Origin of the sequence: Pseudomonas taiwanensis (genome assembly GCF_013393345.1) — a bacterium.
Classification (GTDB): Bacteria; Pseudomonadota; Gammaproteobacteria; order Pseudomonadales; family Pseudomonadaceae; genus Metapseudomonas; species Metapseudomonas resinovorans_C.
In genome coordinates this window covers 87,315-93,589 of record NZ_QJRF01000043.1, presented here as the reverse complement: position 1 = coordinate 93,589, position 6,275 = coordinate 87,315, and the positions used below count along the sequence as shown (strand labels likewise).

Sequence of the window (6,275 nt, the reverse complement as noted above, 5' to 3'; positions counted from 1 at the left end):
AACCATTACCCAGGATCACTTCTTCATCGAAATCACATCAGTAACATGGGCCCCACAGACAAACACCACCCCCAAAACCCAGGTGCCCAAAATGAAAAAGCAAATCCTCGCCAGCCTGTTCTTCGCCAGCCTGTCCGCCTCTGCTTTCGCCCTTTCGGTTGCCGAGGGTGGCGCTGATCGCACCAACGTCCACCGCGTCGCTGAGAGTGGTGCCGAGCGTTCGCAATCCCTGCGGGTTGCTGAAGGTGGTTCCGACCGCACCAAGGCCTTCGACGTGGCTGAAAACGGTTCCGAGCGTTCGCAGTCCCTGCGCGTAGCCGAAGGAGGCTCCGACCGCACCAAGGCCTTCGACGTGGCTGAAAACGGTTCCGAGCGTTCGCAGTCCCTGCGCGTAGCCGAAGGAGGCTCCGACCGCACCAAGGCCTTCGACGTCGCTGAAAACGGTTCCGAGCGTTCGCAGTCCCTGCGCGTAGCCGAAGGAGGCTCCGACCGCACCAAGGCTTTCGACGTCGCTGAAAACGGTTCCGAGCGTTCGCAATCCCTGCGTGTAGCCGAAGGCGGTGCCGACCGCACTGGCACCAACCGCATCAGCTGATCCCGGAGCAGTTCAGAGGCAGGCAATCACGATGTATGCAAATCCTCGAAAGGCAGAAGGCGCCACCTGTGGCGCCTTCAGTCTTTTTGGGGTTTGGAAAAACTTCACCGGATGAGACGACCCCCAAGGTGTCGTTCGGCAATGGGTGATGGGTTTCGCAAGCTCAACCCATCCTACGGGTGAGTATCACCGCCTCCGACGCTTGTCCCCGTTACTTCACCAGGCTAAGTCGCTTGTCGGTGAACACGCAGATCACCCCCGCCTCGTTGTACATCACCTGGTAATTGAAGTCGCAATACGCCGCCGCCACGCTCAGCGGCAGGGACTGGTTGACGGCCTTGCCCGCCTTGAACCAGGACATCTGACCCGGTTTGCACAACTTGGCCTCGGCATCGGTGCTGTAGGTGCACAGCACCGCCTGGTCGATGGGCTCTTCTTTCATGCAACCAGCCAGTGGCAGGGCCACGAGGCCGACGAGCGCAAGTTTCTTCAATGGGGACATGGAGAGCTCCGTGTTGGGTCGATCCGCCTCATGCGGACCCGGGACCTTTGATCCATGGCCCCGCGCCGGGTTCCGCAGCCGGATCACGTATAGCCGGTATAGAGCAACATTCCCCAGGACATCAAGAAAGTCGCCGCCAGCCCGACCAGATAATAGCCGCCCGCAAGCAACAGCTTGATGGACAGCCGACGGGGTGAATCGTGGATCAGCGGAAGGGCGGAAATGGCCGGCACCAGGAACATGCCGAAGGTGCTCAGGCTCGAATTGAACAGCCAGTGGATCTGGAAGAACTCATGGAGAAACTGGGCGAGGAAGATGAACAGGACGGGCGACCAGACAGGGGCAACCAACAGCATGGCCTCCGCTGGATCACGGAAAGGATGTTTCTGCTCGCTATGGACGCCCATTTCGCCCCCTGTTCAGGTGGCCCAAGGTTATTTTGAAACATTTTGTGTGAGGCTAGCCAACCCTGCTACCAGTGCAAGCCCGCGCCGGCCGTAGCCGACATGCTGCTATCCGGCGGCCACGGCCGGCACAGGGTCTATAGTCGATGGAAGTCTTTTTCCGTCGAACGCCGCCACCGGAGACCCGCACATGGACACCAGCCATCACTCCCTCACCGCCCTCTTCGATCAACTCGGCCTGCCCTCCGCAAGGCCCGAAATAGACCGCTTCGTCACCGGGCATCGCCTGGCAGTGGGCCAGGCCTTGCCTGACGCGCCATTCTGGAATGCAGCCCAGTCGGCCTTCCTGCGCGACGCCCTGCGGGAAGACTCCGACTGGACTGAGGAAGCCGACGAACTGGCGGTACTCCTGAGCAAATAGACGAGAGGAAAAAATGCGGCCACCTGGGCCGCCTCTTTTGCGGGTCGGGATCAGAGATCCTGGACCGCGGGACGCAGTACCACTTCGTTGATGTCCACCTCGGCGGACCACTCGTCTACCTTGACCTCATCCATTGGCAGGGCTAGGCAGCCCTGCGAATGCGCGCTACGCCTTTGTAGGAGTGAGCTTGCTCGCGAAGGACCGGAACAGACTATTCGCGAGCAAGCTCACTCCTACAGAAGGCAAACCAGGCGCCCGAAACACGGTCAAGCCATCGACAGAAATGATATTCACCATCACGTCCATTCAATTCCGCACTGGACGGCACGGCGGCACTATCTCTCCATCGGCCTTGCGGCCAACCGGAACGAGACCCACATCATGTCCGCCGACCCGCGAATCAGCGACAGCCTGTATCAGGTCACCCACGTGACCCTCGATGAACTCAGCCTGCACTTCGAAACTGAAGTGGTAGTAGGCCTGGACGACGGCACTCTTGCCGTGCGCAAGGCCCCCACTCCGGTGGCCGAGCGCAAGGCCCTGCGCGAGCTGATCTGCGCCGCCCAGGCAGCCTGAATCAGGCCTGCTGCACCTGCTTGGGCAACGGCAGCTTGTAGATCCTCTGCCCCACCGCCGCGTACAGCGCATTGGCTACGGCCGGCGCAATCGGCGGCACCCCCGGCTCACCGACCCCAGTGGGCGCCTGTGCCGACGGCACGATGTGCACCTCCACCACCGGCATTTCGTTGATCCGCAGCACCTGGAAGTCGTGGAAGTTGGACTGCTCCACCACGCCGTCCTTCAAGGTGATGGCGCCATGCAGTGCAGCTGCCAGGCCGTAGCCGATGCCACCCTCCATCTGCGCCCGGATCACATCCGGGTTCACCGCCACGCCGCAATCCACCGCGCAGACCACCCGATCCACCTTGTAGCTGCCATCGGCCTTCACCGTCACTTCCGCGACCTGGGCGACAAAGGAGCCGAAAGACTCGTGCACGGCGATTCCCCGCCCGCGCTTTTCGCCTTCCGCTCCCGGCTTCAGCGGCTGGCCCCATCCCGCCTTCTGCGCCACCAACTCCAGCGCGCCGAGATGGCGTGGCTTCTTGCCGAGCAACCCGTGGCGGTACGCATAAGGGTCCTTGCCAGCGGTCGTGGCCGCCTGATCAATCAGGGTTTCCACCGCATAGGCGGTATGGGTGTGCCCCACCGAGCGCCACCACTGCACTGGCACACCAATGTCATCCGGCGTATGCAGCTCCACCTGGAGGTTGGGTATTTCGTAGGAGAGATTGGCAGCACCCTCCACCGACGTATGGTCGATGCCCTCCTTCACCAGGGCACCTTCGAACGCCGTGCCCTTGAGGATGGATTGCCCCACCACCCGCTGGTGCCATCCCTGCAACTTGCCCTCCTCGTCCAGTGCCAGGCGCGCACGGTGCAAGTAGGCCGGGCGGAAGAAGCCCGCATGCATGTCATCCTCACGGGTCCAGACCAGCTTCACCGGCACGTCCTGGCCCTTGGCCCGAGCGGCCTTGGCGATGGCAACGGCTTCCAGCAGGTAGTCGGACTGCGGATTGGCGCGACGCCCGAAACTGCCGCCGGCGTAGAGCTGGGTGAGGCTGACATTCTCCACCGGGATACCCAGGTACTTGGCGATGGCCAACTGATCCACCGTCTGGAACTGCTCGCCGTTCCAGACTTCGCACTGGCCAGCGGAAATCTTCACCAGGCAGTTCATCGGCTCCATGGCGGCATGGGCCAGGTAGGGAAACTCATAGTCGGCCTCAATCAATCTGGCCGGTTGCGCCAAGGCTGCGACGATGTCGCCCTGCTTGCCGGCCACGCGGCCTTCCTTGCCAGCCGCCTCGCGGTAGCGGTTGAAGATCTCCTCGCTGCCCAGCTTGAATGCCTTGCTTTCGTCCCACTCCACGATGAGCGCATCACGGCCCTGGCGTGCCGACCAGGTGTTCTTCGCCAGCACCGCGACGCCGGATCGGCCGTGGGGCGTGTCCTTGAACTCCACCACGTCCACCACACCGGGTACGGCCTTGGCCTTGCTCGCATCCAGCGACTTCAGCACCCCGCCAAAGCGCGGCGGATAGGCGACGACCGCGACCAGCATGCCGGGCAACTTGAAGTCCTGGGTGAAGGTGGCGCTGCCGTCGGTCTTGTCGGCGCTGTCCTTGCGCGACAGCCGCTCCTTGCCGATCAGGGTGAAGTCCTGCGGCGACTTGAGCGTCACCTCCGCCGGCACGCTCTGGCGCGCCGCCGCATCAGCCAGTTCGCCGAAGCCGGCCTTCTTGCCGGAAGCCGCATGGCTGACCACGCCCTTGCTCACGGTGATTTCCGCCGCCGGGACCTTCCATTGCTCAGCGGCAGCCGACACCAGCATGGCGCGCGCGCTGGCACCCGCCTTGCGCATCTGCTCAAAGGAATTGGCGATGGCCGAACTGCCGCCCGTTCCCTGCATGGGCCCAAAGGCCAGGTTGTTGTAGAGCGCGGCGTTGGCCGGCGCGCCTTCGACCCGCACCTGGCTCCAGTCGGCATCCAGCTCCTCGGCCAGCAAGGTGGCCAGCCCGGTGTAGCTGCCCTGCCCCATCTCGACGTGTTTGGCGAGGATGGTCACAGTGCCATCCCCGGCAATTCGCACGAAAGCATTGGGCATGAAGGGTTCGGCGGTTGCAGCCAGGGCTTCTCCGCCTTTCAGCAAGGGCGCGAAGGCGATGCCCAGCGCAAGGCCGCCGCTGCCCTTGAGGAAGGTGCGTCGGCTGACATTGAGGATGCCGCTGGCGGCTCGGGTTTCGGTTTCGAACGTGCCCATGTCGACTCTCCTCAGGCCAGGGTGCCGGCCGCTTCATGGATGGCGGCGCGAATGCGCACATAGGTGGCGCAGCGGCAGATGTTGCCGCTCATCGCTGCATCGATATCGGCGTCGCTAGGCTTGGGATTGCTGCGCAGCAGGGCGGTGGCAGACATGATCTGTCCCGACTGGCAGTAGCCGCACTGCACCACGTCGAGGTTGCGCCAGGCGGTCTGCACGGCTTTGCCCACCGGGTCTTCGGCCACCGCTTCGACCGTGGTGACCTTCTTGCCCACCACCAGCGAGACCGGGGTGATGCAGGAACGTGTCGCCTGGCCGTCGATGTGCACGGTGCAGGCACCGCACAGGGCCATGCCGCATCCGTACTTGGTACCAGTGAGGTTGGCGACATCGCGCAGCGCCCACAACAGCGGCATATCCGCAGGCACGTCGAGCTCAACGTCCTTGCCGTTAAGGTTCAGGGTAATCATCAGGCGTACCACCTCTGGATGGATGGTTCAGGGAACCGGCAGGCAAGGCCGAACCGGCATTCGGGAACAAGGCAATGATGGTTCAGGCGCCCCGATCGGGGCGGATTCACGCCGACTGGCGCAAGCGTGCGATATCGCGCAGCGGCGGCGCACCGAACAGCCGGCTGTACTCACGACTGAACTGCGATGGGCTCTCGTACCCCACCCGGCCGCCGGCGCTGGCGGCGTCCAGGGCTTCCACCAGCATCAGCCGGCGAGCCTCCTGCAGGCGCAGCTGCTTCTGGAACTGCAGCGGGCTCATGGCCGTCATCGCCTTGAAGTGGTGATGCAGGGCCGAGGTACTCATGTTCACTTCATTGGCCAGCCGCTCAATCTGCAACGGCTGGTGGAAATTCTGCCGCAGCCAGTTCACTGCCCGGCCAATACGATGCCCCTGGGTGCCGCTGCTGGCGATCTGACGCAACTGGCCGCCCAGCTCGCCGCGCAACAGGCGGTAGAGGATTTCCCGGCGAATCAGCGGAAGCAGCACGGGGATGTCTTCAGGGGCATCCAGCAGGCGCAACAGGCGCAGCACCGCATCCTGCAGGGATGCCGTCAGACCGTTGACCGCCAGGCAGCGCGGACATGGGCGCGGCTCCGGGGCAGGAATATCCAGCTCCATCAGCAACGCACTGATTTCCTTGGGGTCCAGGGAAAGGCGCAGGCTGAGGAAAGGCACTTCCGGGCTGGCTTCCAGCACCTGGCCAATCACCGGCACGTCGACCGATACGATGAGGAACTGAGACGGCCCGTAGAAATAGGTTTCCTCGCCCAGCAGCACCTTCTTGCGCCCTTGCACCACCAGGCCCAGGGCGGGCTCGTAGAGACAGTGCAGTGGTTCGCTGGGGAGGGAGGTGCGATACACCAGCAGGCCGGGAACGTCCGTTTCATAGGCGCCATCCTGGCTGGCGAATCGTTCAATGAACTGCACCAGCTCCTTCTGCTGGCGCGCAGCCGTATTCGATTCCTGCGCGGCAAGGAATGCATGTGCATTCATGGTTTCGACCCTCGAAGAAGATGGGT

At 63.3% G+C, this 6,275-nt stretch carries 8 protein-coding genes; 3 read left to right on the top strand and 5 right to left on the bottom strand.

The annotated features are described in order from the left end of the window. Positions 1–91: 91 nt before the first annotated feature. Positions 92–595: a hypothetical protein gene (locus DM872_RS08530; protein ID WP_179059057.1), complete on the top strand. Its 504-nt coding sequence runs from the start codon at positions 92–94 to the stop codon at positions 593–595. Positions 596–806: 211 nt separating this feature from the next. On the opposite strand, the gene DM872_RS08525 is transcribed toward DM872_RS08530, so the two are convergent. Then, positions 807–1,097 carry a hypothetical protein gene (locus DM872_RS08525; protein WP_179059056.1) on the bottom strand — a complete coding sequence of 97 codons (291 nt, stop codon included), beginning with the start codon at positions 1,095–1,097 and terminating at the stop codon, positions 807–809. An 83-nt stretch (positions 1,098–1,180) separates the two neighbouring features. Beyond that, a complete protein-coding gene (locus tag DM872_RS08520) occupies positions 1,181–1,504 on the bottom strand; it encodes a hypothetical protein (RefSeq protein WP_077524376.1) in 324 nt (107 codons plus the stop codon). Positions 1,505–1,691: 187 nt separating this feature from the next. On the opposite strand from DM872_RS08520, the gene DM872_RS08515 reads away from it, so the two are divergent. Together DM872_RS08515 and ptrC are read left to right on the top strand one after the other, a co-directional pair. After that, positions 1,692–1,922: a DUF2789 domain-containing protein gene (locus DM872_RS08515; protein WP_179059055.1), complete on the top strand. Its 231-nt coding sequence runs from the start codon at positions 1,692–1,694 to the stop codon at positions 1,920–1,922. A 381-nt stretch (positions 1,923–2,303) separates the two neighbouring features. Then, positions 2,304–2,498, top strand: a complete 195-nt coding sequence (gene ptrC, locus DM872_RS08510; RefSeq protein WP_077524380.1) for a type III secretion system co-regulatory protein PtrC — start codon at positions 2,304–2,306, stop codon at positions 2,496–2,498. Position 2,499: 1 nt separating this feature from the next. On the opposite strand, the gene DM872_RS08505 is transcribed toward ptrC, so the two are convergent. From DM872_RS08505 to DM872_RS08495, 3 genes are all read right to left on the bottom strand, one after another. After that, positions 2,500–4,743 carry a xanthine dehydrogenase family protein molybdopterin-binding subunit gene (locus tag DM872_RS08505; RefSeq protein WP_179059054.1) on the bottom strand — a complete coding sequence of 748 codons (2,244 nt, stop codon included), beginning with the start codon at positions 4,741–4,743 and terminating at the stop codon, positions 2,500–2,502. Positions 4,744–4,754: 11 nt separating this feature from the next. Further along, positions 4,755–5,213: a (2Fe-2S)-binding protein gene (locus DM872_RS08500; protein ID WP_179059053.1), complete on the bottom strand. Its 459-nt coding sequence runs from the start codon at positions 5,211–5,213 to the stop codon at positions 4,755–4,757. Positions 5,214–5,319: 106 nt separating this feature from the next. After that, positions 5,320–6,249, bottom strand: a complete 930-nt coding sequence (locus DM872_RS08495) for an AraC family transcriptional regulator (protein WP_179059052.1) — start codon at positions 6,247–6,249, stop codon at positions 5,320–5,322. Positions 6,250–6,275 lie beyond the last annotated feature (26 nt).

What these genes read in the sequence shown, in the direction of transcription:
- DM872_RS08530 (WP_179059057.1), top strand. Translation starts at nt 92, where the DNA reads ATGAAAAAGCAAATCCTCGCCAGCCTGTTCTTCGCCAGCCTGTCCGCC.
- DM872_RS08525 (WP_179059056.1), bottom strand. Translation starts at nt 1,097, where the DNA reads ATGTCCCCATTGAAGAAACTTGCGCTCGTCGGCCTCGTGGCCCTGCCA.
- DM872_RS08520 (WP_077524376.1), bottom strand. Translation starts at nt 1,504, where the DNA reads ATGGGCGTCCATAGCGAGCAGAAACATCCTTTCCGTGATCCAGCGGAG.
- DM872_RS08515 (WP_179059055.1), top strand. Translation starts at nt 1,692, where the DNA reads ATGGACACCAGCCATCACTCCCTCACCGCCCTCTTCGATCAACTCGGC.
- ptrC (WP_077524380.1), top strand. Translation starts at nt 2,304, where the DNA reads ATGTCCGCCGACCCGCGAATCAGCGACAGCCTGTATCAGGTCACCCAC.
- DM872_RS08505 (WP_179059054.1), bottom strand. Translation starts at nt 4,743, where the DNA reads ATGGGCACGTTCGAAACCGAAACCCGAGCCGCCAGCGGCATCCTCAAT.
- DM872_RS08500 (WP_179059053.1), bottom strand. Translation starts at nt 5,213, where the DNA reads ATGATTACCCTGAACCTTAACGGCAAGGACGTTGAGCTCGACGTGCCT.
- DM872_RS08495 (WP_179059052.1), bottom strand. Translation starts at nt 6,249, where the DNA reads ATGAATGCACATGCATTCCTTGCCGCGCAGGAATCGAATACGGCTGCG.